24 protein-coding genes are annotated in these 26,101 nt (G+C 70.5%); 8 read left to right on the forward strand and 16 right to left on the reverse strand.

All coding sequences use genetic code 11. The features are described from left to right. The first annotated feature begins 69 nt into the window (after positions 1 to 69). The 4 genes from MFF64_RS13970 to MFF64_RS13985 all read left to right on the forward strand — a co-directional run bounded on the left by MFF64_RS13970 (position 70) and on the right by MFF64_RS13985 (position 4,841). A complete protein-coding gene (locus MFF64_RS13970) occupies positions 70 to 996 on the forward strand; it encodes an ABC transporter ATP-binding protein (protein WP_099898631.1) in 927 nt (308 codons plus the stop codon). Continuing rightward, positions 993 to 1,754: an ABC transporter permease gene (locus tag MFF64_RS13975; protein WP_099898629.1), complete on the forward strand. Its 762-nt coding sequence runs from the start codon at positions 993 to 995 to the stop codon at positions 1,752 to 1,754. The genes MFF64_RS13970 and MFF64_RS13975 overlap by 4 nt, the downstream gene beginning before the upstream one ends. Positions 1,755 to 1,827: 73 nt before the next feature. Then, positions 1,828 to 3,444 (forward strand): ABC transporter substrate-binding protein, encoded by a 1,617-nt coding sequence (locus MFF64_RS13980; protein ID WP_099898626.1) that lies wholly within the window; start codon positions 1,828 to 1,830, stop codon positions 3,442 to 3,444. A gap of 11 nt (positions 3,445 to 3,455) precedes the next feature. Then, positions 3,456 to 4,841 (forward strand): amidase, encoded by a 1,386-nt coding sequence (locus MFF64_RS13985; RefSeq protein ID WP_099898624.1) that lies wholly within the window; start codon positions 3,456 to 3,458, stop codon positions 4,839 to 4,841. Positions 4,842 to 5,031: 190 nt separating this feature from the next. Here MFF64_RS13985 and MFF64_RS13990 read toward each other — a convergent pair whose 3' ends face one another. From MFF64_RS13990 to MFF64_RS14005, 4 genes are all read right to left on the reverse strand, one after another. Next, complete coding sequence (locus MFF64_RS13990; protein ID WP_099898622.1) at positions 5,032 to 5,859, reverse strand: SGNH/GDSL hydrolase family protein; 828 nt, start codon at positions 5,857 to 5,859, stop codon at positions 5,032 to 5,034. A gap of 403 nt (positions 5,860 to 6,262) precedes the next feature. After that, positions 6,263 to 6,589 (reverse strand): AtuA-related protein, encoded by a 327-nt coding sequence (locus MFF64_RS13995; protein WP_099898639.1) that lies wholly within the window; start codon positions 6,587 to 6,589, stop codon positions 6,263 to 6,265. A gap of 11 nt (positions 6,590 to 6,600) precedes the next feature. Beyond that, positions 6,601 to 7,938: an acyclic terpene utilization AtuA family protein gene (locus tag MFF64_RS14000; RefSeq protein WP_099898637.1), complete on the reverse strand. Its 1,338-nt coding sequence runs from the start codon at positions 7,936 to 7,938 to the stop codon at positions 6,601 to 6,603. Positions 7,939 to 8,038: 100 nt separating this feature from the next. Then, positions 8,039 to 9,349 (reverse strand): CitMHS family transporter, encoded by a 1,311-nt coding sequence (locus MFF64_RS14005; RefSeq protein WP_099898619.1) that lies wholly within the window; start codon positions 9,347 to 9,349, stop codon positions 8,039 to 8,041. 119 nt (positions 9,350 to 9,468) lie between these two features. On the opposite strand from MFF64_RS14005, the gene MFF64_RS14010 reads away from it, so the two are divergent. Next, a complete protein-coding gene (locus tag MFF64_RS14010) occupies positions 9,469 to 10,377 on the forward strand; it encodes a LysR family transcriptional regulator (protein WP_099898617.1) in 909 nt (302 codons plus the stop codon). Between the two features lie 69 nt (positions 10,378 to 10,446). On the opposite strand, the gene MFF64_RS14015 is transcribed toward MFF64_RS14010, so the two are convergent. The 5 genes from MFF64_RS14015 to dctP all read right to left on the reverse strand — a co-directional run bounded on the left by MFF64_RS14015 (position 10,447) and on the right by dctP (position 16,646). Further along, positions 10,447 to 11,970, reverse strand: coding sequence for a malonate--CoA ligase (locus tag MFF64_RS14015; protein ID WP_099898615.1), 1,524 nt, complete (start codon positions 11,968 to 11,970; stop codon positions 10,447 to 10,449). A gap of 99 nt (positions 11,971 to 12,069) precedes the next feature. After that, on the reverse strand, positions 12,070 to 13,476 hold the full coding sequence (locus tag MFF64_RS14020) for a malonyl-CoA decarboxylase (protein ID WP_099898613.1): 1,407 nt from the start codon (positions 13,474 to 13,476) through the stop codon (positions 12,070 to 12,072). Positions 13,477 to 13,618: 142 nt separating this feature from the next. After that, entirely contained in the window at positions 13,619 to 14,971 is a 1,353-nt protein-coding gene (locus tag MFF64_RS14025; RefSeq protein ID WP_099898611.1) for a TRAP transporter large permease, read from the reverse strand. After that, entirely contained in the window at positions 14,968 to 15,630 is a 663-nt protein-coding gene (locus MFF64_RS14030) for a TRAP transporter small permease (protein ID WP_099898609.1), read from the reverse strand. Before MFF64_RS14030 ends, MFF64_RS14025 begins: the two co-directional genes overlap by 4 nt. Further along, positions 15,627 to 16,646, reverse strand: a complete 1,020-nt coding sequence (gene dctP / locus MFF64_RS14035; RefSeq protein ID WP_099898607.1) for a TRAP transporter substrate-binding protein DctP — start codon at positions 16,644 to 16,646, stop codon at positions 15,627 to 15,629. The genes MFF64_RS14030 and dctP overlap by 4 nt, the downstream gene beginning before the upstream one ends. Before the next feature lie 161 nt (positions 16,647 to 16,807). On the opposite strand from dctP, the gene MFF64_RS14040 reads away from it, so the two are divergent. From MFF64_RS14040 to msrB, 3 genes are all read left to right on the forward strand, one after another. After that, positions 16,808 to 17,464, forward strand: a complete 657-nt coding sequence (locus MFF64_RS14040) for a GntR family transcriptional regulator (protein WP_099898605.1) — start codon at positions 16,808 to 16,810, stop codon at positions 17,462 to 17,464. A 129-nt stretch (positions 17,465 to 17,593) separates the two neighbouring features. Next, positions 17,594 to 18,754, forward strand: a complete 1,161-nt coding sequence (locus tag MFF64_RS14045; protein WP_099898603.1) for a YihY/virulence factor BrkB family protein — start codon at positions 17,594 to 17,596, stop codon at positions 18,752 to 18,754. 92 nt (positions 18,755 to 18,846) lie between these two features. Beyond that, positions 18,847 to 19,257 carry a peptide-methionine (R)-S-oxide reductase MsrB gene (gene msrB, locus MFF64_RS14050; protein ID WP_099898601.1) on the forward strand — a complete coding sequence of 137 codons (411 nt, stop codon included), beginning with the start codon at positions 18,847 to 18,849 and terminating at the stop codon, positions 19,255 to 19,257. 78 nt (positions 19,258 to 19,335) lie between these two features. Here the strand turns inward: msrB and gbd are convergent, their stop codons facing one another. From gbd to MFF64_RS14085, 7 genes are all read right to left on the reverse strand, one after another. Continuing rightward, on the reverse strand, positions 19,336 to 20,481 hold the full coding sequence (gene gbd, locus MFF64_RS14055; RefSeq protein ID WP_099898599.1) for a 4-hydroxybutyrate dehydrogenase: 1,146 nt from the start codon (positions 20,479 to 20,481) through the stop codon (positions 19,336 to 19,338). Between the two features lie 271 nt (positions 20,482 to 20,752). Then, positions 20,753 to 21,475, reverse strand: coding sequence for an Asp/Glu/hydantoin racemase (locus MFF64_RS14060; protein WP_099898597.1), 723 nt, complete (start codon positions 21,473 to 21,475; stop codon positions 20,753 to 20,755). Next, the gene (locus tag MFF64_RS14065; RefSeq protein ID WP_238191244.1) at positions 21,472 to 22,152 is read right to left on the reverse strand and encodes a GntR family transcriptional regulator; all 681 of its coding nucleotides are present in this window, start codon (positions 22,150 to 22,152) and stop codon (positions 21,472 to 21,474) included. Before MFF64_RS14065 ends, MFF64_RS14060 begins: the two co-directional genes overlap by 4 nt. Before the next feature lie 5 nt (positions 22,153 to 22,157). Beyond that, positions 22,158 to 22,970, reverse strand: coding sequence for an ABC transporter permease (locus MFF64_RS14070; RefSeq protein WP_099907975.1), 813 nt, complete (start codon positions 22,968 to 22,970; stop codon positions 22,158 to 22,160). A 9-nt stretch (positions 22,971 to 22,979) separates the two neighbouring features. Continuing rightward, a complete protein-coding gene (locus MFF64_RS14075; protein WP_099907977.1) occupies positions 22,980 to 23,825 on the reverse strand; it encodes an ABC transporter permease in 846 nt (281 codons plus the stop codon). Between the two features lie 10 nt (positions 23,826 to 23,835). Continuing rightward, positions 23,836 to 24,879 carry an ABC transporter substrate-binding protein gene (locus tag MFF64_RS14080; protein ID WP_099907979.1) on the reverse strand — a complete coding sequence of 348 codons (1,044 nt, stop codon included), beginning with the start codon at positions 24,877 to 24,879 and terminating at the stop codon, positions 23,836 to 23,838. 19 nt (positions 24,880 to 24,898) lie between these two features. Then, positions 24,899 to 26,008, reverse strand: coding sequence for an ABC transporter ATP-binding protein (locus MFF64_RS14085; protein ID WP_238191246.1), 1,110 nt, complete (start codon positions 26,006 to 26,008; stop codon positions 24,899 to 24,901). Between the last annotated feature and the right edge of the window lie 93 nt (positions 26,009 to 26,101).

The raw sequence follows: 26,101 nt of genomic DNA on the forward strand, positions 1-26,101 counted from the left end.
GTGGCGGTCCGGCTTCGTCCGGCCTAGGTGATCGGCCACCCCGCTAGCCCTGACACGCCCCGGGACCGGATGACGCCCATCATCGCGATTGCCAACCTGTCGAAGACCTACGCCTCGGGTCACGTCGCGCTCAAGCGCGTCGACCTGGGTGTCCGCCAGGGCGAGATCTTCGCCCTGCTCGGGCCGAACGGCGCCGGCAAGACGACCCTCATCAGCATCATCTGCGGCATCGTCACGCCGAGCACCGGCACGGTGACGGTCGGCGGGCACGACATCCTGGCCGAGCCCCGCGCCGCCCGGCGGCTCATCGGCCTGGTGCCGCAGGAACTCACCGCCGACGCCTTCGAGACCGTGTGGGCGACGGTGAGCTTCAGCCGTGGCCTGTTCGGCCTCAAGCCCGATCCCGCCCATATCGAGCAGGTCCTGCGCGACCTTTCCCTGTGGGAGAAGCGCGACGCCAAGATCATGACCCTGTCGGGGGGCATGAAGCGGCGGGTGCTGATCGCCAAGGCGCTGGCCCACGAGCCGCGCATCCTGTTCCTCGACGAGCCGACGGCCGGCGTCGACGTGGCTTTGCGTCAGGACATGTGGCGCCTGGTGCGCCGCCTGCGCGACCAGGGCGTCACGGTGATCCTCACCACCCATTACATCGAGGAGGCCGAGGAGATGGCCGACCGGGTGGGGGTGATCGCCAAGGGCGAGATCGTGCTGGTCGAGGAGAAGGCCGAGCTGATGCGCAAGCTCGGGCGCAAGGAGCTGACGCTCCAGCTCCACGATCGCTTGAGCGCCCTGCCGCCGGCGCTCGCCGGCCATCCGCTGGCGCTGTCGGAGGACGGGACGGCGCTGACCTACACCTACGACACCAAGGCGGAGCGCACCGGCATCACCGCGCTGCTCACCGACCTCGCCGCCGCCGGCATCCGCTTCCGCGATCTCCAGACCCGGCAGAGCTCGCTCGAGGACATCTTCGTCGACCTCGTGAGGGACCGCGCATGAACTGGCCCGCCATCCGCGCCATCTACGGCTTCGAGATGCACCGCGCCTTCCGCACGCTGCTCCAGAGCATCGTCGCGCCGGTGATCTCCACCTCGCTCTACTTCGTGGTCTTCGGCGCCGCGATCGGCGGGCGGATCACCTCGGTCGACGGCGTTCCCTACGGCGCCTTCATCGTGCCGGGGCTGATCATGCTGACGCTGCTCACCCAGAGCATCGCCAACGCCTCGTTCGGCATCTACTTCCCGCGCTTCTCCGGCACGATCTACGAGATCCTCTCGGCGCCGATCTCGGCGGTCGAGATCGTCGCCGGCTATGTCGGGGCGGCGGCCACCAAGTCGATCATGCTCGGGCTGATCATCCTGGCGACCTCGGCCCTGTTCGTGCCGCTGCGCATCGAGCACCCCTTCGTGATGGTGCTGTTCCTGGTGCTCACCGCGGTCACCTTCAGCCTGTTCGGCTTCGTGATCGGCCTGTGGGCGGACGGGTTCGAGAAGCTGCAGCTGGTGCCGCTCCTCATCGTCACGCCGCTGACCTTCCTCGGCGGCAGCTTCTACTCGATAGACATGCTGCCGCCGCTGTGGCGGGCGGTGAGCCTCGTCAATCCGGTCGTCTACCTGATCAGCGGCTTCCGCTGGAGCTTCTACGGACACTCGGACGTCAACCCGGCGGTGAGCCTCGGCATGGCGGTGGTGTTCCTGATCGCCTGCCTCGCGGCGGTCGCCTGGATCTTCCGGACGGGGTACCGGCTGAAAAGCTGACGCGCCGACGCGTCGAGACGCGGAATGGCGCAGCTCTTGCTGCGGCGGACAAGCCCTAACGGAGCCCGCCGTCATGCCCCGCCCGCTCTGCTCCTCCACCGCGCTCACGGCCCTGCTGCTCACGGCCGCGCCGGCCCTTGCCCAATCGACCTCGGCCGAATCGGTCCTGCGCATCGGCATGACCGCCGCCGACGTGCCGACCACCACCGGCATGCCGAATAACGGCTTCGAGGGGATGCGCTTCCTCGGCTACCCGGTCTTCGAGGGGTTGGTGCTGTGGGACCTCTCGCGCACCGACCGGCTGGCGACCCTGCGGCCCGGCCTAGCGGAGAAGTGGGAGCAGGCGCCGGACGACAAGAAGACCTGGATCTTCCACCTGCGCCAGGGCGTGCGCTTCCACGACGGCACCGCCTTCGACGCCGACGCGGTGATCTGGAACCTCGACCGCTACTTCAAGCAGGACAGCCCGCAATACGAGCCGCCGGCCGCCGGCATCACCCGGGCCCGGGCGCCGCTGCTCGCCGGCTACCGCAAGATCGACGACCGCACGGTCGCCATCACCAGCTCGGGCCCGGCCTCGTACTTCCCCTACATGGTGGTCTACCTGCTGTTCACCTCGCCGGCCTCGTTCGAGGCGGCCGGGCGGGACTGGGCCAAGGTCGGGATGCTGCCGGCGGCGGGCACCGGGCCGTTCCGCATCACCGGGGTGCGGCCGCGCGAGGCGGTCGAGCTCGCCCGCAACCCGGGCTATTGGGACCGCAACAACCTGGCGAAGGTCGACAAGGTGCGGCTGATGCCGATCCCGGAGGCCAATGCCCGCATCGCGGCGCTCCGCGCCGGTCAGGTCGACTGGATCGAGGCGCCGGCGCCGGACGGGCTCGCGTCCCTGCGCCAGGCGGGCTTCACCATCACCACCGGCTCCTACCCGCATGTCTGGCCGTGGTTCTACAATATCGGCGCTGCGAACAGCCCGCTGAAGGACGTGCGGGTGCGACAAGCGTTGAACTACTGCATCGACCGAGACGGGCTGGTGACCTTCCTGAACGGCACCGCCGAGCCGGCCGTGGGCTGGCTGAAGGCCTCCGATCCGGATTTCGGCGCGCCGCAGAACCGCTACCGCCTCGACCCCGAGCGGGGTCGGGCGCTGCTCGCCGAGGCGGGCTTCACCGACAAGAGACCGCTGTCGCTCAAGGTGATGATCTCGACCTCCGGGTCGGGCCAGATGCAGCCGCTGCCGATGAACGAGTTCCTGCAGGAAAACCTGAAGCAGACCTGCAACGTCGATGTCAGCTTCAACGTGGTCGAGTGGCAGGTGCTGCTCAATGCCGGGCGGGCGGCACCGGACTCGCCGTCGCTCCAGGGGGCGAACGCGCTCAACGTCTCCTCGCCCTCCTCGGACGTCGCCGTGATGGCGCGCTACTTCGCCTCCGCCAACGTCTCGCCGAAGGGCTTCAACTTCCCGCAATGGACGGATGCCCGCTTCGACGCGGCGCTCAAGGAACTCGCCGAGGCGACCGACCCCGAGGCCATCGCCAGGGCGACGCGGGCGGCGCATGAGCGCCTGGTCGACGATCCGCCCTGGCTGTACATCGTGCATGATCTCAACCCCAGGGCGATGTCGCCGCGGGTCAAGAACTTCGTCTCGCCCCAATCGTGGTTCGTCGACCTGAACCGGGTCAGCGTGCAGTGAGGAACGCCATCGTGACCGATCCCGCCGAGCTTTCCGCCCATCTCCTCGCCGGCGCCATCGCGACCCGAAAAATCTCGCCGATCGAGGTCGTGGAGGCGCATCTCGACCGCATCGCGCGGCTGGAGCCGAAGCTCCGGGCCTTCGTGGAAGTCTATGCCGACGATGCCCGGCTCGCCGCAGAGGGCGCGGACCGGATGATCCGTGCCGGCCACGCCGTCGGCCCGCTGCACGGCGTGCCGGTGGCGCTCAAGGACCTGATCGACCTGGAGGGCCGGATCACCACCGGCGGCTCGGCGCATTTCCGCGAGCGGCGCGCCACCGAGACCGCCACCATCGCCAGGCGGATGCTGGCGCAGGGCATGATCGTGCTCGGCAAGACCCACACGGTCGAGTTCGCCTATGGCGGCTGGGGCACCAACCAGCATATGGGCACGCCGTGGAACCCGTGGGACCTCGAGACGCCGCGCACGCCGGGCGGCTCCAGCAGCGGATCGGGCGTCGCGGTGGCGGCCCGGATGGCGCCGTGGGCGATCGGCACCGATACCGGCGGCTCGGTGCGCCTGCCGGCCTCGTTCTGCGGGCTCACCGGCCTCAAGGTCACGATCGGCCGCGTCAGCACCGCCGGCATCGTGCCACTGAGCACCACCCTCGACACGCCGGGGCCGATGGCGCGCAGCGTCGAGGACGTGGCGCTCCTCTACACCATCCTGTCGGGGCCCGATCCCCGCGACCCGAATACGCGGGGCATCGCCCCCGAGGACCCGATGCCGGTGCTGCATCGCGGGGTGCGCGGATTGCGCCTTGCCCGGATGCCGGCGGCGGAGCGGGCGGGCGTCTCGTCCGAGATGCTGGACGCCTACGACGCCTCCCTGGAGGCGCTGGCGCGGCTCGGCGCCGAGATCGTCGATATCGATCTGCCGTTCCGCTTCGTCGATCTCGTGACCACCTCGGCGATCGTCATGGCCGAGTGCTACTTCTTCAACGGCGCCCTGTCGGAGGACCGGGCCTCGCGCCTCGACGAGGATGTCCGCCTGCGCACCCTCGCCGGTGCGGGGGTGAGCGCGCAGGACTACCTGCGCACCCGGCGGATGCAGCAGGAGATGAAGGCTGCCTTCGCCCGGGCGATGGACGGCATCGACGCGCTCCTGACGCCGACCACCGAGAGCGCGGCGATCCCCCTCGACGCTGTCGACCAGGCGGTGATGCCCTCGCGCTTCACCCGCTTCGGCAATCTGCTCGAACTCTGCGCCCTGGCGCTGCCGAACGGGTTCACCACGAAGGGCCTGCCGCTCTCGCTCCAGATCGTCTGCCGCGGCTACGACGAGGCGACGGCGCTCCGCATCGGGCAGGCCTACCAGGGAGCCACGGAGTGGCACCTGCGGGCGCCGGCCGTGTGAGGGTGTTGACTCTCCTTGCGATCTTCTCATCCACCGCGTCATTCCGGGGCCGCGCGGCTCCGGAATGACGCGGTGGATTTCGGCTCCGTCGAGCAACTCAGAATGCTCGGAAACAAGTTCAAAAACATGACGCCCCCGGACGGGGATCCGTCCGGGGGCGTCAATCGAGCACGGTGAGGCGTGAGCCCACTCAGCCCCGCTTCAGGGCCACATTGCCCGGCAGCGGCTGACGCTTGGCGCGGGCGACCGCCTGGAGCGGGTCGGGCCGCGGGGTCACGGCATCGAGGATGTCGCGGCCCAGCGCCTGGGCGAGGCAGGCATAGCCCTGGTCGCCCATGTGGAACTTGTCGGCGGACAGCATGCCGACGAGCAGGCCGGGATCCTGGCGGTTCCAGTCCTTCATCAGGGCATAGCGCGAGAAGACCGGCACCTCGGCGTCGGCCGCGACCGTCGCGACCAAGCCGACGAAGCGCTCGTAGCGGGCGTGGTCGGGGATCGCCGGGTAATATTGCTGGTCGAGGATGATGAGGTCGCTGCCGGCGGCGCGGACCAGGGCGATGCCCTGCTCGAGCCGGTCGCGGAACGCCGCCTCGCTGCCGCCGGTGATCGCGTCGTTGGTGCCGACTTGCCAGATCACCAGGTCGGGTTTGACCGGCCGCGCCAGGACCTCGGCGAGGCGCGCCAGCGTCTGGTCGGCGGTCTCGCCGCCGATGCCCGCATTGGTCACCTCCACCGGGGTGCCGCGCCAGGCGGTGCGCAGGGATTGCTCGAGCAGGTGCGGGTAGGTCCGGTCCGGCGCGGAGGCGCCGATGCCCTCCGTGGAGGACGAGCCGATGGCGAGCACCCGCACCGCCTCGCGCCGCGCCACATGGGCCTCGGTCACGCCGAGGCTCATCCGCTCCGCCGCCGACGGCAGCGAGGCCGGGCACGCCGCCGCGGGACGGGCCGCAACGAGATGACCGGCAAGGATGGCCGCCGACAGGCAGGCCATCCGGCCCAGGTGAAACCGGAGAAGCATGGCAGTTCCGGACAAGGAGGGAGATGAACCGATTCGGTTCCGTATTTTTCGGGTAACATGCGCGTTACCGCCGATCCAGCCGAAAATGAAGCTGAGCCAAGACGAACCCCAAGGCTCTGCTCGGCTGGTCAGCGAAATCGGTGGCCACAGCCGAGAACTGCGTAGATTCGGCTCACCGCCGGTTAAGCTTGAGCACCCGTTGAGGGGCTGTGGCCCGCACACGTGTCCGTTACGCGTGCGGGGATGGGACGCGATCGCGGTGCGGTCGGCAATCCCCGACCGGCCGCCCTCCACATCATCCCGGCTTCCGGCGCCGGCAGGGCTCGGGAGCCGCAGAGAAGCGAGGCCCCTGGACGGCAGGGATCGTCGAACGGGCCCCGCGGTGCCCCGGGCGCGAGCTGCCTCAAGCCTCCTCCGCTTCTGGCTCCTCCGGGACCTCCATGTCCAGCAACGCCGCGCTCAACCCCTTGCCGTGGGCGTCGAGCGCCAGCGACCGGGTCACGCCGCCGCCCAGGGCGCCCGTCAGCACGAAGTTGAGGGCGCCGAGGCGGGGCAGGGCGTAGCGGATCACCTCGCCCTGGACGATGCCGGCGAAGTGGGCCCGCACCCGCTCGGGCGTCACGTGGCGTTCGAGCCGCGGGTAATCGGCCGGGTCGTGGGCGATCAGCGAGATGTTGGCGGTGTTGCCCTTGTCGCCGGTGCGGGAATGGGCGAGCGCGCGCAGCTTCATCGTCATCTCCCTCACGCCTCGATCATCCGCACGCTCGGCCGGGCGAGCGCCGCCGGCACCAGCACCGAGAGCACGCCGACGACCTCGCGGGCCGATTTCCAGGCTCCGCCGCCGCCAGCCGGGCCGTTGGTGTAGAGGGTCTCGACCTCGTTGCCGATCCGGGCCGCCTCGCTGAGGCTGTCGCAGCGCCCGGCGACGCGGATGCGCACCTCGTAGGGCTCGGCATCACCGGCCAGGCGGGGGCCGTGCAGGGAATCGACGCCGATCAGGTCGAAGCGCAGCTCGTTCGCCTGGACGCCCGTAAGTTCGAGGCGCGCGCGCACGATGTCGAGGGCGAGGCGGCCTCGGGCCGCGGCGCCCGGACCGGCATAGGAGATCTGGCCCTCGCCGATATAGGAATCGATCAGCCCGACCGAGACCTTGAGGAGCCCAGTCGCCGGCGCGCCGCGCCCGCCGGTCACCCGCACCCGGTCGGGGCCGATGGCCTCCATGGCGACCTCGGAGAAGTCCGCCACCACGTCGGGCTGCAGGTAGCGGGCGGGGTCGTGCACCTCGTAGAGCAGCTGCTCCTTGCAGGTGGCGAGCGTCACCTGGCCGCCCGATCCCGGCACCTTGGTGATCTCGATGCCGCCATCCTCAGTCACGATGCCGATGGGAAAGCCGAGGCGGGCGAGGCCAGCCACGTCCTTCACCCCCGGATCGGCGAAGTAGCCGCCGGTGATCTGGCCGGCGCATTCGAGGAGGTGGCCGGCGAGCGTGCCGCGGCCGAGACGGTCCCAATCATCCATGGCCCAGCCGAAGGCGTGGATCAGCGGCGCGAGGAAGAGCGCCGGGTCGCCGACCCGGCCGGTGACGACGACGTCGGCGCCTTGCGCCAGAGCCTCGGCGATGGGGCCGGCGCCCAGATACGCGTTGGCCGAGATCACCCGGTTGCCGAGGTCGCGCACCCGGCCGCCGGTCTCGAGAATCTGGTCGTCGCCGGCCCCGATCGCCTCGAGTACGTCGTCGCCGAGCACCGCCGCTACCTTGAGGCCGGTGAGCCCGAGGTCGCGGGCGATCGCCCGGGTCTTCTCCGCCGCGGCGAGCGGGTTGGCGGCGCCCATGTTGGTCACGATGCGGGTGCCGTTCCGCCGGCACGGCTCCAGCACCGCCCGCATCCGGGCCTCCAGCAGCGGGTCGTAGCCGGCGGCGGGATCGCGCAGGCGGGCCTGCTGGGCGAGCGCGATGGTGCGCTCGGCCAGGCACTCGAAGACGAGGTAGTCGAGGGCGCCGTGCTCGGCGAGTTCGAGGGCGGGCTCGATCCGGTCGCCGGCATAACCGGCGCCGGCGCCCAGGCGGATGGTTCTCATCATTCTCCTCCTTGTGCCTTCGTCTCCGGCGAAGGCGTCCGGCGCATCAGCGCCGACGCCCGTTCGGGCTTGCACAGAGCACCCTGCGGGTGCCGTGGGATCAGAGCGGGAAGACCCCGAAGGCGACGGCCGCGAAGGTCATCACCACGGAGGCCGCGAGCAGGAACGGGAAGGTGAACTTCTGGTGGTCGGCGAGGTCGATGCCGCAGAGGCCGCAGACCAGGAAGGTCGCGGGGGTGAGCGGGCTGACCGGGAAGCCGGTGGTCATCTGGCCGAGCAGCGCGCCCTGCGCCACCTGCAGCGGCGGCACGCCGAGCTGATGGGCGACCTCGGCCACCACCGGCAGCACGCCGAAGTAGAACGAGTCCGGGTCGAACAGCATGCTGAGCGGCATCGAGACGAGGCCGAGCGTGAACGGGATGTGCGGGGCGAGGCCGGGGGGCACGAAGGCCACGGCACCCTGCGCCATCGCCTTCAGCATGCCCGTGCCCTGCATGATGCCGGTGAACACGCCGGCCGCCAGCAGGATCGACGCCATCAGGATCGCCGCCTTCGCGTGGGCGTCGATGCGCTGGCGCTGCGCGTCGACGCTCGGGTAGTTGATGATCAGCGCCAGCGCCGTGCCGAGCATGAACATCAAGGCCGGCGGGATCTTTTCCGCCATCAGCACCATGGTGCCGAGCACCGCGACGGTGAGGACGAGGTTCGGCCAGAACCGATCCGGCCGCCGCAAGGCCCGCTCCGCGTCGCTCAGCGCCCGCCCACCGGCAGCGACCGCCTCCGCGGCGCCGGCTCCGGCGCGCTTCAGCCGGCGCTCCTCCCGCAAACCGAGCCAGTACGAGACGGCGAAGATGAAGGCGAGGCCCACCGCCTGCACCGGCACCAGCGGCGTGAAGATGTCGGGGATCGGCAGCTTCAGGGCGGCGGAGGCCCGGATCATCGGCCCGGTCCAGGGCAGGAAGTTCACGCCCGCCGCCAGCGACGCCGCGCAGGCGAGGATGCGCCGGTCGATCCCGACCCGATCGTAGAGCGGCAGCATCGCCGGAATGGTGATGAGGAAGGTCACCGCGCCCGAGCCGTCGAGGTGGATCAGCAGCGCGAGCAACGTCGTGCCGGGCACGATCCGGCTCGGCCGCGTGCCGACGGTGGCGAGGATCTTGTCGATGATCGGATCGAGCAGGCCAGCATCGCTGACGATGCCGAAGAACAGGATCGCGAACACGAACATCCCGACGACCGGCGCCAGGCTCTGGATGCCGGCGAGCACGAACTTGCCGGTGTCGAGCCCGAACCCGCCGACCAGGGCGGCGGCGACCGGGATCACGATCAGCGCCACGAGGGGCGACAGGCGCTTGGCCAGGATGGCGGCGAGCAACAAGGCGATCGTGCATAGGCCGAGCAGGGCCAGCATCGTTTTCCTCCCAGGGGTCTCGGCGCTCGGAGATGGCGCCGTTCGGTACGCCCAAATCACAACTCGGGCTCGGCGATCCGGCAATTGAAAAGATCGGATCGCCCGGATAACGATCCGTTATGGATCTCAACCTGCGCCACGTCCGCGCCTTCGTGTCGGTCGCGCATCTGCGCAGCTTCACCCGGGCGGCCGCCCTCCTGAACCTGTCGCAGCCGGCGCTCACGGTGCAGATCCGCCGGCTGGAGGAGGCGCTGGCGGTGCGCCTCCTCGACCGCAACAGCCGCAGCGTCGAGCCGACCCGGGTCGGGCGCGAGTTGCTGCCGGTGTTCCAGCGCGTGCTGCGCGAGCTCGACAGCGTCGTCATCGACACCCGCGACCTCGCGGCGCGCCGCCACGGCATCGTGCGGATCGCGGCCCTGCCCTCGGTGGCGGCGGGCGTGCTGCCGGACGCGATCGCGGCCTTCCGGGCGGCGCATCCGCGGATGAGCTTCGTCGTCAAGGACGCCATCGCCGAGCGTGTGCTGGCCCTGGTGCGGCGCGAGGAGGTCGATCTCGGCGTCACCGGCGGCGAGGTGCGCGATCCCGACGTCGCGGTGCTTGCTCGCGCGGCGGATGCCCTGCACGTGGTCTATCCCGCGGGCCACCCGATCGGGGACGTCGGGACCGTGACGCTGGAGGCTCTGTCCGAGTATCCGCTGGTGCTGATGGATGCCGAGACCAGCGTGCGCGTGGTGGTGGACGCCGCCTTCGTGGCCGCCGGCCGGCTGCCGGTGACGGCCTGCGAGGCGACCTACATGATGACGGCGGTGGGCATGGTGCGGGCCGGCCTCGGCCTCACGATCCTGCCGGGCTCCGCCCGCGAGATCCGGGCCGAGCCCGATTTGTGCTCGCGCGCGATCGCCGAGGCGAGCTTTTCCCGCCCGGTCTGTCTCATCGCCAAGGCCGGTCGCACGCTGCCGGCTGCGGCGGAGGATTTTCTGGAGGAGCTGGTGCCGGCTCTGGAGGCGGAATTCTCGGGGTTGAGGTGAAGCCCGACTTGGTCCCATTCGCGATGGGGTCGTGAGTGGGAGCAGACAGGTCGACCCGGACGAGGGTGCTCAGCCCCCGTACAGCCCCCTATGCGTCTCGCGCAGCAGGTTCTTCTGCACCTTGCCCATGGTGTTGCGGGGCAACTCGTCCGCGATGATGACGCGCTTGGGCAGCTTGAACTTGGCGAGCCGGCCTTCGAGGGCCGAGAGGATCCCGGCCTCGCTCGGGGCCTCCGCTCCGCGCGGCACCACCACGGCGGTGACGCCCTCGCCGAAATCCGGGTGCGGCACCCCGATCACCGCCGATTCGAGCACGCCGGGAAGCCCGTCGATCTCGGTCTCGACCTCCTTCGGGTAGACGTTGAAGCCCCCGGTGATGATCAGATCCTTGCCGCGCCCGACGATGTGGACGTAGCCGCGCTCGTCGAGCTTGCCGAGGTCGCCGGTGATGAAGAAGCCGTCGGCCTTGAACTCGGCGGCGGTCTTCTCCGGCATGCGCCAGTAGCCCTTGAACACGTTGGGGCCGCGCACCTCGATCATGCCGACCTGGTCCGCCGCGAGTCCCCGGCCGGTCTCCGGGTCGACGACCCGCAGCGACACACCCGGCAGCGGGAACCCGACCGTGCCGGCGACCCGGTCGCCGTCATAGGGGTTCGACGTGCTCATGTTGGTCTCGGTCATGCCGTAGCGCTCGAGGATCGCGTGGCCGGTCCTCTCCTGCCACTCGCGATGGGTCTCGGCGAGCAAGGGCGCCGAGCCGGAGACGAACAGGCGCATGCCCGCGGTCGCCTCGCGGGTCAGGCCCGGCTCCTTGAGGAGCCGCGTGTAGAAGGTCGGCACGCCCATCAGCGCTGTGGCCCGGCCCATCAGCGACAGGATCAGCGGCGGGTCGAGCTTCGGCAGGAAGATCATGCCCGCGCCCGACATCAGCACCGTGTTGGTGGCGACGAACAGGCCGTGGGTGTGGAACACCGGCAGGGCGTGGATCAGCACGTCCTCGGCGGTGAAGCGCCAGTAATCGACGAGCGTCAGGGCGTTCGACGACAGGTTGTCGTGGGTGAGCATCGCGCCCTTCGAGCGCCCGGTGGTGCCCGAGGTGTAGAGGATCGCCGCCAGGTCGTCCGAGGCGCGGGACACGTCGGCGAAGTCGCCGGTCTGGTCCGCAGCCTCCGCCGCCATGGTGCCCTCGCCCTTGGCGTCGAGGGTACCGACCTGCTTGACGTTCGCCGCCTCGGCCACGGGCCTCAAGGCGTCGAGCTTCCCGGGGTCGCAGACGAACAAAGCCGGCTCGGCGTCGCCCAGGAAATAGGCGATCTCGGCCGGGGTGTAGCCGGTGTTGAGCGGCAGGAAGACCGCACCCGCCCGCACGCAGCCGAGATAGAGCGCGATCACCGCCGGGCTCTTCTCGACCTGCACCGCCACCCGGTCGCCGGGCGCGACGCCGAGGCCGACCAGCGCCGCGGCGTAGCGGCCGGATTCGGCGATCAGGTCGGCGTAGCTCCAGCGCAGGCCCTCGGGGGTCTCGAGGAAGACCTTGGCCGCCGGATCGGTGGGGAGGCGGGAGCGGACGATGTCGAAGAAGTGGTTGGACATGGGGGACTCTTCAGTCGTCGGCGAGATGAGCGGCCACGCCGTCCACTCGAAGAATGCGGGTTTCTCCTCTCCCCGCCCGCGGGGAGAGGAGGATGTGCACTACGCCTCCGCCAGCGCCACGGACCGGGCCGGCGGCAGGTTCTGGCGCAGCTCGCGGTTGACGGTGAGCGAGGCCGAGACGGTGCCGAGATTGGCGTAGGTCTCGTGGTTCTTCTCGATCGCCGCGAGGTCGTAGAGGTAGTTGACCATCAGGCCGTAGCCCTGGGACAGGCCCTTCGGCGAGACGTCGCCGAGGAAGTTCAGGCGCTCCAGGCGGGCGCCGTTGCCGAGGTGGAACCGCGCCACCGGGTCGACCGGCTTGCCGCGGGGGGTCTTGGCCCGCAGGAAGTAGTAGGCGGCGGCCGGCAGCAGGGCCTTCTTCACCGCGTCGGCCTTGGCCTTGTCGGTGTGCCAGTCGGGCTGGTCGAGGAGGCGCAGGGTCTCGACGTCCTCGCGTGTCAGCCCCTGCGGCGCTTCGGACCGGCGCTCGCGGTCGAGCCAGGTGCGGAAGGTCGGCACCGGCGAGAGGGTCACGAAGGTCTTCAGCGCCGGCATCTCGCGGCAGAGATCCTCCACCACCTGCTTGATCAGGAAGTTGCCGAACGTGATGCCGGCCAGGCCCTTCTGGCAGTTCGAGATCGAGTAGAAGATGGCGGTCGTCGCCTCACGGGTATCGGTCGGCCGGCGATCGTTGGCGAGGATCGGGGCGATCGCCGCCGCGATGCCGGTGGTGAGCGCCACCTCGACGAAGATCAGCGGCTCGTCGAGGAGCGCCGGGTGGAAGAAGGCGAAGCAGCGCCGGTCCGGCGGCTCGATGCGCCGGCGCAGGTCGTCCCAGCCCGAGATCGCGTGCACCGCCTCGTAGCGGATGATCTTCTCCAGGATGTGGGCCGGGGTGGTCCAGTCGATCCGGCGCAAGACCAGGAAGCCGCGGTTGAACCACGACGCGAACAGGTGCTCGAAATCGGAATCGAGGCTGTCGACCGCCTCGGCCAGGGCCGCGTCCGGCTTGTCGGCCTTGCGGGCGGCGTCGCGCAACGAGAACAGGTCCTCGCGCATCCGCACGAGCGCGATCGTGCCGTCGCGGGCGAGGTTGAGGCGGCGGATCAGTTCCTGCGAGCGCGGTTCGGCCGCCTCGTGCAGGCGACCCAGGGTCGCCCGGGACGGCGCCTTGGCGTAGGCCGCGATGGCGCCCTCCACCGCCGCGTGGTCGGCCCCGAACTCGAGGGCGATGCGGCGCAGGAAGTCGTGGCGATCCTCGCGCCCGAAGCTCTCGTAGCGGTCGAGGATGATGCGCGCGAGCGCGACGCCCGAGGCCTCGCCGCGCCGGGAGATCAGGTCCTCGCAGAGCTTCACCACCTCGGCCACGCTCGCCTTGGCGAGGTCGCCGCGGCCGAAGGCGATCAGCCCGCGGCCCCGGTCCGAGATGCTCTGGAGGAGGTCGCCGAGGAACGAGATCGCCGCCATATCGCTCTCATCACGTCCGGGCCGTGCCCGCGGATCGGGGCCGTCGCCGCTCATCGGAAGATCGGGCTCCGCGGGGGACGCGGAGAGGAGGGAGGGGCGCCACCGCGCAGCGCCCCGTTTCGCCCCGGTCATGGTGACGCCTCTACTTGGTCGAGGGCAAGAGGAGATCCGGCAGCCACAGCGCGATGCCGGGGGCGACGCAGAGGACCAGGATCGCCACGGCCATCAGGATCACGAAGGGCAGGGTGCCCCAGATGATCTCGGAGAGCGGGATGTCGGGGGCGATGTTCTTGATGACGAAGATGTTGAGACCGACCGGCGGGTGGATCAGGCCCATCTCCATGGTGATCGTCATCACCACGCCGAACCAGACCAGGTCGAACCCCGCCTCCTTGAGCGGCGGCAGGATGATCGGCGCGGTCATCAGGATGATCGAGACCGGCGGCAGGAAGAAGCCGAGGCCCACCACCAGGAGCAGGATGGTCAGCAGCAGGAGCCAGGGCGAGAGATGCATCGCCACGATCGCGGCCGCCGCGGCCTGCGAGATGTGGAGGTAGCTCATCACGTAGGCGTAGAGCAGCGACATGCCGATGATCAGCATCAGCATGGTGGATTCGCGCAACGTCGCGATCAGGATCGGGCTCACGTCCCGGGCGCGCCACACCCCGTAGATGCAGGCGATCAGCGCGAGCGCCAGGATGCCGCCGAGACCCGCCGTCTCCGAGGGCGTGGCGTAGCCGCCGTAGAGCGCCACCATCACGCCGGTGAGCAGCACCACGAAGGGCAGCACCCGCGGCAGGGTCGAGAAGCGCTGCGCCATCGAGTAGCGGTCTTCCGCCAGGATCGGGTGCTCGGGCCCGCCGGTGACGTAGGCCGCCCGCGCCATCGCGAATTCGCGCCGGAACCGCCAGGCGGCGTAGGCGGCAAACAGCAGGACGAGCAGCAGCCCCGGGCCGATGCCGGCGAGGAAGAGCCGCCCCAGCGACTGCTCCGCCGCCACCGCGTAGAGGATCATGGTGATCGAGGGAGGCAGCAGGATGCCGAGCGTGCCGCCCGCCGCGATGATGCCGGCGGCGAAGCCTCCGGAATAGCCGCGCCTGCGCATCTCCGGGATGCCGGCCGAGCCGATCGCCGAGCAGGTCGCCGGGCTCGACCCCGCCATGGCCGCGAAGAGCGCGCAGGCGAAGACGTTGGCGATGCCGAGGCCCCCCGGGATCTTGTGCATCCAGGCATGCATCGCCGAGTAGAGGTCCTGGCCCGCCTTCGACCGGCCGATCGCCGCGCCCTTCAGGATGAAGAGCGGGATCGACAGGAGGGTGATCGAGGCCATCTCCTCGTAGACGTTCTGCGCCACCGTATCGAGGGAGGCACCGGGCATGAAGGCCAGCATGAAGACCAGCGCCACCGCCCCGAGCGCGAAGGCGATCGGGATGCCGGCGAGCATCGCCCCCAAGGTGGCCCCCGCGTAGAGGGTGCCGATGATCGCGGTGCTCATCGGGCGGGTCCTCTCGGAGGGGCGTTCTGGCCGGTGCGAGCACCGGCATTTAGATCGGCGCCCAGACCGATCTTCGGGTCGGCGAAGCCGGCCGCCTCCGGGCCGCGGGCGACGGCCTCGGCGATCTGGAGCAGGAACTGCAGGGCGAGCAGCGTCATGCCGACGGCCATCAGCGAGTAGGGGATCCAGAGCGGCGGGCCCCAGGTCGATTGCGAGATCTGGCCGTCGACCCAGGCCTCGTGCAGCAGGGTCCAGCTCTTCCAGGCGAAGAAGGCCACGAAGCCGAGGCTGACCACGTCGGCGAGGAGCAGACGCAGGCGGTTGGCCCGCGGCGGCAGGAGCCCGGTCAGCGCCTCGATGGCGACGTGGCCGCGCCGGGCCTGGACGCCCGCCGCCGACAGGAAGGTGGCGCCGACGATCAGGAACACCGCCGTCTCGTCCTGCCACTCCGTCGGGATCTTCAGGAAGTAGCGGACGACGACGCTGTAGCTCAGCACCAGGCAGGCCGCCACCAGGGCGACGCCGCCGAGGAGCAGGATCAGCCGGTTGAGGCCGCCCATGGCGGCGTCAATCGCCGCGAGGGGGCCGGGCAGCCGGACCCGCGCGCTCGCGCGCTCCGGCTCGGCGGCGGCGGAGGCCGCGTCGAAGGCGTGGCTCACGCGACCGCCTCCGCGAGCTTCAGCATCTCGGCGCAGGAGGACGACTTCGCCGCGTAGTCCTTCCAGGCCGAATCGCGGGCGATGTCGCGCCAGCGGTTGAGCGTCGCCTCGTCGAGGGTCTCGACCTTGGCGCCGGCCTTGCCGAAGATCTGCTCGACCCGCGTGTCGTCGGCCTTCGCGCCCTCCTGGCCGAAGGCTTCGAGCTCGGCACCGACCGCCATGATCAGGTCGCGCTGGTCCTTGGGCAGGCCATCGAAGATCGCCTTCGACATCATGATCGGTTCGAGCATGAACCAGTAGGAGCGGCCGCGGCCCGAGGTGAGGGACTTCGACAGCTCCTCGAGCCGGAACGAGATCAGGCTGGTCGAGGAGGTGATGACCGCGTCGCAGGCGCCGGTCTGCATCGCCGCGTAGGATTCGTTCGAGGGCAGGCTGAGGGTGGCGGCGCCCGCGGCCTTCATCATCAGGTCCATCTCGCGCGAGCCGCCGCGGACCTTCAGGCCCTTGGCGTCCTCCGGCCGCACCAGCGGGCGGTCGCGGCTCGCCACGCCCCCGGCCTGCCAGACCCAGGAGACGAGCACGATGTTCTTCGACAGCAAGATCTCGGTGAGCTTGCGGCCGACCGGCGCGGACTTCCAGGCCATCGCCTGCTGATAGGAGGTCACGAGCGCCGGCATCAGCCCGATATTGGTCTCCGGCACCTCGCCGCCGGCATAGGGCAGCGGGTAGAGGCTCATGTCGAGCGCCCCTTTGCGCATCGCGCTGAACTGGGCGTTCGTCTTCATCAGCGACGAGCCGGGATAGACCTGGACGTCGAGGGCGCCCTTCGAGCGCTCCTTCACCGCCGCCGCGAATTTGCGGCACATCCGATCGCGAAAATCGCCCTCGTCGATCGTGCCGCCCGGGAACTGGTGCGAGAGCTTCAGGGTCGTGGCGGCCTGCGCGGCACGCCCGAGGCCGACCAGGGCGGGGGCGGCGAGGCCGGCGGCCAAGACGGAACGGCGGGTGAAGGCCATGGCGTTTCCTCTGGAGGGAGCGCGGCTCTCGACCCGCGTCTCACGATATTGACGCAAGGGCAGGTTGCTGTCCCGCCGCATCATGCAGCCAGAAGACGCCAATCTTGTATATTTTGTCAACGTTGGTGCATATTCACCGATGGTGGAAGGCGGGATCGACCATGAGCCACGCCCAGCGGCTGCGGCAGACGATCGAGGACGAGATCGTGGACGGGGTGCTGCGTCCCGGCGACCGGCTCGACGAGGTCCAGTTGGCTGCCCGGTTCGGGGTCTCGCGCACGCCGATCCGCGAGGCGCTGCTGCAGCTCGCCGTCACCGGCCTGATCGAGGTCAAGCCGCGGCGCGGCGCGGTGGTGAGCACGCCGGAACCGGCCCGGCTGATCGAGATGTTCGAGACCATGGCGGAGCTGGAGGCCGCCTGCGGCCGCCTCGCCGCCAGACGCCTGACCGACGCGCATCAGCGCGAGCTCCTCGCGGCGCTCGACGCCTGCCGGATGGCCGCCTCGGCTGGCGACACGGAGGCCTACTACGCCGAGAACGCGGTGTTTCACGCGGTGATCTACCGGGCTTCGCGCAACGGCTTCCTGTGCGAGCAGGCGGTGACCTTGAGCCGTCGCCTGGCGCCGTTCCGGCGCATCCAGCTCCGGGCCCGCAACCGGCTGCGCCAGTCGCTCGCCGAGCACGAGGGCGCCGTGGAGGCGATCCTGGCCGGGGACGAGGCCCTGGCCGGCGAGCGCCTGCGCGCCCACGTGCTGGTGCAGGGCGACCGCTTCGCCGAGCTGATCCGCAGCCTGCCGGGCGGCAGCGCGGCGGCCTGATCGCGTCTGGTCAACTCATTGGCCCACAGGCATTTTACCGGAGTCGGAACGCTCCCTGCAGCGCGACGTTGTGATCCGGAGCGCCCACGCTTGTGGGCGATGCGTCTCCCCCTTGCCTCCGGTGTCGCGATGCCGCCCGAACCCCGCTCCGGTTCCGCCCCGTCCGGCGTGACCTCGACCTTGTGGACCGTCTTCCTCGGCCTCGCCCTCGTCCGCCTCGTCACGGCGCGACGCCCGGACGGCATCACGGACGCGGCGCCGGACCCGACGCGGCATCTCGGCGGCGGCGCAAAGTCGTATTCCGGGCGCCCGGCCCAGTGGGTCGCGGAGACCGAGGTGGAGCGCGGGCGCAAGGCCGAGACGCCGACCGAGATCCCGGCCAAGGGCTGGAAGGACGTGCTCTACCGCGTCTATCTCGAGTTCCAGAAGGACCGGGTGCTGTCGGTGGCCGCCGGCGTGACATTCTATACCCTGCTCGCGCTCTTCCCGGCGGTGGCGGCGCTCGTCTCGCTCTACGGGCTGTTCACCGATCCGAGCACGATCAACGACCATCTGGCCCTGCTCCAGGGCGTGGTGCCCTCGGGGGCGCTGGAGATCATCGGCGACCAGGTCAAGCGCATCACCGCCAAGGGCGGCACGACACTCGGTATCACCTTCTTCACCAGCCTCGCGATCTCGCTGTGGAGCGCCAATGCGGGCATGAAGGCGATGTTCGACGCGCTCAACATCGTCTACGAGGAGGACGAGAAGCGCAGCTTCATCCAGCTCAACCTGCGCTCGCTCACCTTCACGTTCGGCGCGCTTCTGTTCGTGGTCGTGGCTCTGGGTTGCATCGTGGTGCTGCCGGTGGCGCTGAACTTCCTCGGCAACTTCGGCATCAACATCAGTCCGAAGGCTTGGTACATCGCGCTGCTGCGCTGGCCGGCGCTCCTGGCGATCCTGCTCCTCGTTCTGGCGCTGCTCTACCGCTACGGCCCGAGCCGCGACCTGCCGCGCTGGCGCTGGGTCACGCCCGGCAGCATCACCGCCGGGGTGGTCTGGCTCGTCGCCTCGATCGGCTTCTCCTGGTACGTCGCGCATTTCGGCAGCTACAACGAGACCTACGGCTCGCTCGGCGCCGCGATCGGCTTCATGACCTGGATCTGGATCTCGTCCACGATCGTGCTGCTCGGCGGCGAGATCAACGCCGAGCTGGAGCACCAGACCGCCCGCGACACCACCACGGGGCCGGAGCAGCCGATGGGCGCGCGCCGCGCCCGGATGGCCGATACGGTCGGGGCGCCAGCCTGACCTCGCCGTGGCGCCGCAGCCTCTCGCCAGATGCGGCGCCCACCACCATCTTGTGGCCTCGTCACTCAGGGACGCGACGAGGAGAGGCCCCGATGGCCGCGAACGAGACCGGCACCGCCGAGACCCGCACCGATGCGGAGTGGCGCCGGAGTCTGACCCCCCAGCAATACCGGGTGCTGCGCGAGCACGGCACCGAGCGCCCCGGCACCAGCCCGCTCAACCACGAGAAACGAACCGGCACCTTCGTGTGCGCCGGCTGCGGCCAGCCGTTGTTCGACTCCGCCACCAAGTTCGAGTCCGGCACCGGCTGGCCGAGCTTCTCCGCGCCCCTCGACGGCGCGGTGGAGACGCAGACCGACCGCTCGTTCTTCATGACCCGAACCGAGGTCCATTGCGCCCGCTGCAAGGGCCATCTCGGCCACGTCTTCGACGACGGCCCGGCCCCGACCGGCCTGCGCTACTGCATGAACGGCGTGGCGATGGGGTTCGAGCCGGAAGGGTGAGAATGGCGTGGCGCGGCGGGTGATCCCGATCCCGCGCCCTGCCGCCCCATGGGCCCGCCGAGCCCGGTTCGGCCCCGGCTACGCCGCCCGTCCGAGCAGCGAAGCCCGGAACAGCCCGCGGAACTCCTCGGCCCCGACCGGCCGCCCGTTGGTCGCCGTCGAGTGATCCTCGACCGCGCGCGAAATCAGAGCCTCGCAATCGGCCTCCGTCACCCCCATGACGGCGAGGTCGGCCGGCAGGCCGAGGTCGTGGTTCAACGCCTCGATCGCGGCGGCGAGGTCGGCGTCCTCCGGCAGGCCCATCGCCTTGCGCAAGGCGCCGTACTTCTCCGCGCAGGCCGGGGCGTTGAAGCGCAGCACGTGCGGCAGGATCACGGCATTGAGGGTGCCGTGATGCAGCCGCTTGGCCTTCAGGCCGCCGAGCGCGTGCGACATCGAGTGGACCGCGCCGAGGCCCTTCTGGAACGTCATGCCGCCCTCGAGCGCGGCCATCATCATGTCCTCGCGGGCCTCGATGTCGCTGCCGTCGCGCACCGCGCGGACGAGCGAGCGGGTGGCGCGGGCGAGCCCGTCGAGGGCGATCGCCTCGGCCGGCGGGTTGTGGCGGGGGCTGAGATAGGTCTCGATGCAGTGGGTGAGCGCGTCCATGCCGGTGGCGGCGGTCAGGCCGGAGGGCAGGCCCAGCGTCAGCTCGGGGTCGCAGATCGCCACGTTCGGGATCAGGTGAGGCGAGATGAAGCCGAGCTTGCGCCCGTCGGCGAGGGTGATAAGGGCGGCGCGGCCGACCTCGCTGCCGGTGCCGGCGGTGGTCGGCACGGCGATCACCGGGGGCTGGTCGGCCCGGATCCGCGGGATGCCGCCGAGGATCGCCGCGTAAGCGGCGAGCGGCTCGTCATGGGTGGCGAGCAGCGCCACGCCCTTGGCGAGGTCGAGCGGCGAGCCGCCGCCGACCGCGATCACCGAATCGCACCCTTCCGCCTTGAAGCGGTCCCGGGCCTCCAGCGTCGCCTCCTCGGTCGGGTTTTCGGGCGTGCCGTCGAAGACCGGGGTGCTCGCCGGCAGGCCGGCGGCGTCGAGGACGCGGGCGATCAGGCCGGCCGCCACGACGCCGCGATCGGTCACGACGAGGGGCCGGCGCGCGCCGAGGAGCGCCAGCTCCTCGCCGATCAGCCGGACGGCGCCGCGCTCGAACTGGATCCGGGTGAGATAGGTGATGAGGCTCATGGGGGCTGCCTGCTGTGAGCTGCCTGGGTGGCTTGGACCCGGAGGCGGAGTGCGGGCGCCGGCAGGCGCCGCGGCGCCCGTCCCGTCTCCCCCCGCACGCCTCTTCCCGGGCGTGGCGTCAGCCTTAGCACAGGGCGTCAGCGGGACGCATCGCAGGGGTGCCATGCGGAATTTTCAGGCACCGCACCATCATGGCCGTGGGGCCCATTTGATCTGCCTCGAATGGAACGACCCGGAGAGTTCGGGCCGTATCGACTGAGTAAACTCCGTTTCAACGACTTGAACCGGCCCCATGATTGTTCGGCAGCCCGGCGGCCTCCAGCAGCGCCTCCGTGCCGAGGCTCGTCGCGTCGAGGATCGGCACGCCGTCGAGCGCGGCCGGCAAGCGCCAGCCGGGCAGGTTGGTGCTCCAGATCAGCACCGCGTCGGCGCCGATCGCCACCTCCCGCACCGCGCCTTCGAGACGGGACGGGCTCACCTCGGCAGCGAGGCGGTTCTCGGTGATGCCGAGCGGGCAGGCGGAGCCGATCGCAATGCCGGCTTCCGCGAAGCGCGCGCCGACAAGCTCGGCCTCCTCCGGTCCGCCCTGCACCACGAGACCGAGGCGGCGGTAGCCCGCAAGGGTGATCCGCGCGCGGGCGGCGAGGGCCGTCGTCACCATCGGCAGGCCGGTGCGGCGGGTGACGGTCGCGCACAGGTGCTCGTCGGGCGCGAAGCCGAGGGCGGCGCCTCGCGTCGCGTTCCAGCACAACGCCGCCACGCCGGCATCCGCCAGGAGATCGGCGGCGGTCAGGAAGACGGCGTCGTCGTACGCCTCGCCCTTGAGCATCGCCCCGTAGGGCACCCGCGCGTAGCAGGCGATGGCAGGCAAGCCGGCGAGCCGGGCTTCCGTCGCCCGTTCCACCACCCGGTTCGAGGAGGGCAGGATCACCCCGAGGGCCAAGGCCGCTCCCACGCTCGCCGCCAGGGCCGCCTCTTGCGTCGTGTCGGTCATCGGCGCAGTCCTTCGGTCAGGCGGGCCACCATCAGGGCCTGGGTGCGGGCGACGTGGGCGTGCATCAGGGTCCGGGCGCGCCCGGGGTCGCGCGCCCGCAGGGCCTCCAGGATCGCCTGGTGCTCGGCGAGCGATTCCGCCACCCGCCCTTCCGCCGCGAGGGCGAAGTTGCGGGCGCGCTCCAGCCGGGGGAAGGCCCGGCCGTGAGCCTCGGCGATGGCCGGGCTGCGGGACGCGGTCACGATCAGCCGGTGGGCCTGGCGGTTGAGGCGGGTATAGGCGTCGCGATCGTCCCGCGCCGCCTCGAGGGCGGTTTGGAGACGGTCGAGCCGGTCGATCTCAGGACCGGTCATCCGCTCGGCGGCGAGCCCCGCGCAGAAGCTCTCCAGCGCGACTTCCAGCTCGAAGAGCGGCACGAGGTCGGCGGGGTCGAGCCGCGCCACCAGGGCGGCGCGGTTGCGCCGCAGGGTGACGAGGCCCTCGCCGGCGAGCAGCTTCAGGGCCTCGCGCACCGGCGTGCGGGAGACGCCGAGGCGCGCCACCAGGTCGGGCTCGTTCAGGACCTCGCCGGGGGCGAGCAGGTTGAGCAGGATCAGCCGGCGCAAGGCGGCGGCGGCCTGCTCGGTCAGGGAGGGGGCGGGGCGGGGCGGGGCGTCGGGTGAGGCCGGGAGGGACACCCGCGTCACACCAGCCGCCGCGACAACCCGGTCACCCGCTCCATCACGGCGATCCCCCCGATCGTCGCGACGATCAGGATGCCGGAGAGCGCCGCGATGGTCACGTCGAGGCGGCCTTCCAGATCCTGCCACATCCGGATCGGCAGCATGTCGGTGGCGGCGTCGCGCAGGAACAGCGAGACCGGGATGTTGTCGAAGGAGGCCATGAAGGCGAGAAACCCGCCCGAGAGGATGCCGGGCCGTATCAGCGGCAGGGTGATGCGGCGGAAGGTGTAGAGCCGCGAGGCGCCGAGGCTGGCCGAGCCTTCGAGGAGGGCCGGCTGGAGCTGGGTCAGCGCCGCCACGGTGTTGCGCACCACGTAAGGCACGCAGACCACTGTGTGGCCGAGCACCAGCGTGAAGATCGAGACCGGCCAGCCGAGGAGCGAGAAGAACATCAGGCTCGACAGCCCGAAGGCGAGGGCCGGCAGGATCAGCGGCGAGAGGAAGAAGCTGTCGAGGAGGCGCGCCGACAGGCGCGGCGAGCGCGCGACGGCGAGGGCCGCCAGCACCCCGAGCCCGACCGCCAGCACGGTCGCCAGCACCGCGACCGTGAGGCTGTTCTTGAGCGCGTAGTGGAGCTGCCACGCCTCCATCAGCTCGGCGTACCAGCGCAAGGAATAGCCCGGCGGCGGGAAGCGCAGGGACAGCCCGTCGGTGAACGAGACCACCAGCACGATCAGGGTGGGGGCGAGGAGCAGCACCAGGGCGAGGAGGGCGAGGAGGTGCAGGATGCCCTCGAACGAGAGGCGGTCGAGGGCACCGGGGGAACGGGACATCGGAAGTCCTCAGGTCTGGGCGTAGCCGCGGGCGAGGCGGCCGAGCGCGTTGAAGGCCAGCACCACGGCGAGCACCGCGACGAGGAAGATCACCGACATCGCCGCCGCGAAGGGCCAGTTCTGCAGCGCGATGGCCTGCTGGTAGATGTAGCCCGGCATGAACAGCATCTGCCCGCCGCCGATCAGCGACTGGGTGATGAAGCCGGAGATCGCCGCCGCGAAGGTGAGGACCGCCCCGGCGATCAGGCCCGGCAGGCAGAGCGGCAGGGTCACGCGCACGAAGGTGCGCCAGCGCCCGGCCCCGAGCGCTTCCGAGGCGTCCCACAGGCTGGGATCGATGCGCGCCAGGGCCGTCATCAGCGGTAGCACCATGAGCGGCATCTGCACCTGCGCGAGCGCCGCGACGAGGCCGCCCTCCGCGTAGAGCATCCGCAGCGGCGTCTCGATCAACCCGAGGGAGGAGAGGACGGAATTCACCACCCCCTGCCGCCCGAGGATCACGATCCACGCGAAGGTGCGGATGACGACGCTGGTGAGGAGCGGCGTCAGTACCGCCAGGATGATCACGCCCCGGACCCAGCCGCCTGCCCGGGTCGCGACCAGCGCCAGGGGCAGGCCGAGGACGAGGCAGGCGGCCGTGACCTTGAGCCCGAGCCAGAGCGTGCCGAGGAGCACGCCGAGGCTGAAGCCGTCACTCAGGAAAGCCGTGTATTGCGACAGGCCGAGATGCCCGTCCGGCCCCTGGAGCGACAGGGCGAGCAGCGCGACGAGGGGCGCGGCGAAGAACGCCGCGAAGAACAGGGCGAGCGGGCTCGCCAGCCGCAACGGATAGGTGGTGACGTCCGGCAGAGCCACGGGGGAACTCCTACAGCTTGATCTCGCGGTTGAACCGCTCGATCCAGGCCGGGCGCTGCGCGTTGATCGTCTTCCAGTCCTGGAACACGAACTTCTTCTTCAGGTCGTCGGTGTCACGTGCGAGCACCCGGGCGATCTCGCCGGTCATCTTGACCTTGGTGTTGGTGGGCACCACCAGGTAGGGCGCCTGCATCAGCCGGGTCTGGACCGGCTCGGAGATCGCCGCCTCGATCAGCTTGAAGGCGAGCTCGCGGTTGGGCGAGTTCTTGACGATCTGGATCAGCGTCTTGAACGCGATGGCGCCTTCCTTCGGCGCCACGAACTCCACCGGCACGCCCTTGGCCTTCAGGATCTGGATCGCGTTGAAGTTGCCCGGCGAGATGTCGACCTGGCCCTGCTGGAACAGGGTGGCGAGCGCGCCCGGATTGGCCGCCACCGCCGAGAGGTTGGGCTTCAGTTTCTCCATCGCCTTGAAGGCGGGATCGATGTTCGATTCCGAGCCGCCATGCATCTTCGCGATCTCGACCATGAAGCCGGTGCCCAGCGTCGAGTTCATGTTGGTGATGCCGACCCTTCCCTTGTATTCGGGCCGCCACAGGTCGGCCCAGGAGGTCGGCGGGGTCTTCACCGTGTCGGGGTTGTAGGTCAGGCCGACGACCTGGAAGAAGGCGGCGGGCCCGTTCGGGTCCTGCGCGTCGGGGATCAGCTCCTTGAAGGCGGCGCTGCGCTCTACGGGAAAGGGCTCGACCAGGTCCTGGGCCAGAGCCGTCAGCGCCGGGCCCGGATCGTGCAGCATCACGTCGATCGGCGGATTGGCCTTGGCGGCCGAGACCTTGGCGATCTGATCGACCGACAGCATCGGATCGAGGACGATCGGGGCGTTGTTCGTCTCCTTGCGGAAGGCCGGCACCAGCACGGCCTTGTGCGCCTCCTCCCAGCTGCCCGTGAAGGTGGCGAAGACGAGGGGCCGGGCCTGCGCGAAGGACAGGCCGGGAAATAGCTCCATCGCGCCGAGCGACAGGGCGGTGGTGAGCAGGCGGCGGCGGTCGAGCATCGGGGATCCTTTCAGGGATTCAGGCGGCGGCCGGGAAGGCGGAGGCGAGGCCTGGGGCGACGGCGATGCGCACGGGGGTGCCGGGCGGGCGCAAGGCCCCGCCGCCAAGGCGCGGCTCGGCGATCTTGAGCGGGCGGCCGGCGCCGACCCGGACCTCGTGGACGACGGTGGGGCCGAGCGGCAGCGCCATCTCGACCACGCCCGCGATGCCCTCCTGCTCCTCCGTGAGGCGCAGGTGCTCGGGGCGCAGGCAGACGGTCACCCGGGATCCCGGCGCGATCGGCTGGGCGAGGGGACGGGCCACTACCTCGCCGCCGGCATCGAGCGCGACGCGCGGCCGGCCCGCCTCCTCGCCGAGCAGCACCCCCGGCACCGCATTGGCCGAGCCCACGAAGGTGTTGACGAACAGGGATTCCGGGGCGTCGTAGACCGTGGTCGGCGCGGCGAACTGCTCGAGCCGGCCGTTCGAGAGCACCGCCACCCGGTCGGAGAGCGACAGGGCCTCCTCCTGGTCGTGGGTGACCAGCAGCGTGGTCACGCCGGCGACGCGCTGGAGCCGCTTCACCTCGATCTGCATGTCGAGGCGCAGGTTCTTGTCGAGCGCCGCGAAGGGCTCGTCGAGGAGCAGCACCGCCGGGCGGATGGCGAGTGCCCGGGCGAGCGCCACCCGCTGCTGCTGCCCGCCGGAGAGCTGGCGCGGAGTGCGCGCGCCAGCATGGCCCAGCTGCACGAGGTCGAGGAGGCGCTTCGCCTCCGCCGCCTGCTCGGCCCGTGGCGCGCCGCGGGCGGCGAGGCCGTAGGCGACGTTCTCGGCCACGGTCAGGTGCGGGAACAGGGCGTAGTTCTGGAAGACGATGCCGACGGCGCGCCGGCTCGGCGGCAGGGCGTCGATGACCGCGTCGCCGACGATCACCCGCCCCTCGGTCTGGCGCAGGAAGCCTGCGACGATGCGCAGCAACGTGGTCTTGCCGCAGCCCGACGGCCCGAGCAGCGAGACCAGTTCGCCGCCCTTGATGTCGAGATTCACGTTCTCGACCGCGACGGCGCCGCCATACCGGTGGGTGATGCCGTCGAGCACGACGGACCGGCCCTCCGCCTGGGCCTGGTTGCGTGATCCGGATGGTGTCACGGTGATGATTCCTGCGGCATCGATCTTGCTGCCCCAGCGTCGCAAATCGTATGCCATTTTCGGGAAAGCCTATGTTGGACCATCACTTGATCG

It is taken from the genome of Methylobacterium frigidaeris (assembly GCF_022179185.1).
Classification (GTDB): Bacteria; Pseudomonadota; Alphaproteobacteria; order Rhizobiales; family Beijerinckiaceae; genus Methylobacterium; species Methylobacterium frigidaeris.

What these genes read in the sequence shown, in the direction of transcription:
- MFF64_RS13970 (WP_099898631.1), top strand. Translation starts at nt 70, where the DNA reads ATGACGCCCATCATCGCGATTGCCAACCTGTCGAAGACCTACGCCTCG.
- MFF64_RS13975 (WP_099898629.1), top strand. Translation starts at nt 993, where the DNA reads ATGAACTGGCCCGCCATCCGCGCCATCTACGGCTTCGAGATGCACCGC.
- MFF64_RS13980 (WP_099898626.1), top strand. Translation starts at nt 1,828, where the DNA reads ATGCCCCGCCCGCTCTGCTCCTCCACCGCGCTCACGGCCCTGCTGCTC.
- MFF64_RS13990 (WP_099898622.1), bottom strand. Translation starts at nt 5,859, where the DNA reads ATGCTTCTCCGGTTTCACCTGGGCCGGATGGCCTGCCTGTCGGCGGCC.
- MFF64_RS13995 (WP_099898639.1), bottom strand. Translation starts at nt 6,589, where the DNA reads ATGAAGCTGCGCGCGCTCGCCCATTCCCGCACCGGCGACAAGGGCAAC.
- MFF64_RS14000 (WP_099898637.1), bottom strand. Translation starts at nt 7,938, where the DNA reads ATGAGAACCATCCGCCTGGGCGCCGGCGCCGGTTATGCCGGCGACCGG.
- MFF64_RS14005 (WP_099898619.1), bottom strand. Translation starts at nt 9,349, where the DNA reads ATGCTGGCCCTGCTCGGCCTATGCACGATCGCCTTGTTGCTCGCCGCC.
- MFF64_RS14010 (WP_099898617.1), top strand. Translation starts at nt 9,469, where the DNA reads ATGGATCTCAACCTGCGCCACGTCCGCGCCTTCGTGTCGGTCGCGCAT.
- MFF64_RS14015 (WP_099898615.1), bottom strand. Translation starts at nt 11,970, where the DNA reads ATGTCCAACCACTTCTTCGACATCGTCCGCTCCCGCCTCCCCACCGAT.
- MFF64_RS14020 (WP_099898613.1), bottom strand. Translation starts at nt 13,476, where the DNA reads ATGGCGGCGATCTCGTTCCTCGGCGACCTCCTCCAGAGCATCTCGGAC.
- MFF64_RS14025 (WP_099898611.1), bottom strand. Translation starts at nt 14,971, where the DNA reads ATGAGCACCGCGATCATCGGCACCCTCTACGCGGGGGCCACCTTGGGG.
- dctP (WP_099898607.1), bottom strand. Translation starts at nt 16,646, where the DNA reads ATGGCCTTCACCCGCCGTTCCGTCTTGGCCGCCGGCCTCGCCGCCCCC.
- MFF64_RS14040 (WP_099898605.1), top strand. Translation starts at nt 16,808, where the DNA reads ATGAGCCACGCCCAGCGGCTGCGGCAGACGATCGAGGACGAGATCGTG.
- MFF64_RS14045 (WP_099898603.1), top strand. Translation starts at nt 17,594, where the DNA reads ATGCCGCCCGAACCCCGCTCCGGTTCCGCCCCGTCCGGCGTGACCTCG.
- msrB (WP_099898601.1), top strand. Translation starts at nt 18,847, where the DNA reads ATGGCCGCGAACGAGACCGGCACCGCCGAGACCCGCACCGATGCGGAG.
- gbd (WP_099898599.1), bottom strand. Translation starts at nt 20,481, where the DNA reads ATGAGCCTCATCACCTATCTCACCCGGATCCAGTTCGAGCGCGGCGCC.
- MFF64_RS14060 (WP_099898597.1), bottom strand. Translation starts at nt 21,475, where the DNA reads ATGACCGACACGACGCAAGAGGCGGCCCTGGCGGCGAGCGTGGGAGCG.
- MFF64_RS14070 (WP_099907975.1), bottom strand. Translation starts at nt 22,970, where the DNA reads ATGTCCCGTTCCCCCGGTGCCCTCGACCGCCTCTCGTTCGAGGGCATC.
- MFF64_RS14080 (WP_099907979.1), bottom strand. Translation starts at nt 24,879, where the DNA reads ATGCTCGACCGCCGCCGCCTGCTCACCACCGCCCTGTCGCTCGGCGCG.